Source organism: Glaciimonas sp. Gout2 (assembly GCF_035018905.1).
Lineage (GTDB): Bacteria > Pseudomonadota > Gammaproteobacteria > Burkholderiales > Burkholderiaceae_D > Glaciimonas.
Genome location: NZ_JASJXA010000149.1, coordinates 1 through 266 on the forward strand (window position 1 = coordinate 1; position 266 = coordinate 266).

Sequence of the window (266 nt, forward strand, 5' to 3'; positions counted from 1 at the left end):
GCCGTCTCGCCCAGATCGGTGATGTGACGACTGGCATTGGGGCGACTTTCGGTGCTGATCAGCAGACCGTTTTTAGCACGGATTGCGCCATGCCCGTCGGTGCGCAGTTCAAATCCTTGACCGCGGGATTCCTTGCGACCGGCGTGGTCTTCGATGCGTGTAATGTGGCCCAAACTCAATTGGCTGTGCTGATGATCGCTTTTAAGCTGGCTCTGGATTTTGCCTGCCGTGTCATCCATGACCAGATGGTTGCTGCGTCCGCTGGC

General features: G+C 57.5%; 1 protein-coding gene. It reads right to left on the reverse strand.

Annotation, left to right across the window (positions count from 1 at the left end; translation table 11 throughout):
- Window positions 1–266, reverse strand: a 266-nt coding sequence (locus QN379_RS23545) for a type VI secretion system Vgr family protein (RefSeq protein ID WP_323507782.1), incomplete at both ends; no start/stop codon positions are given.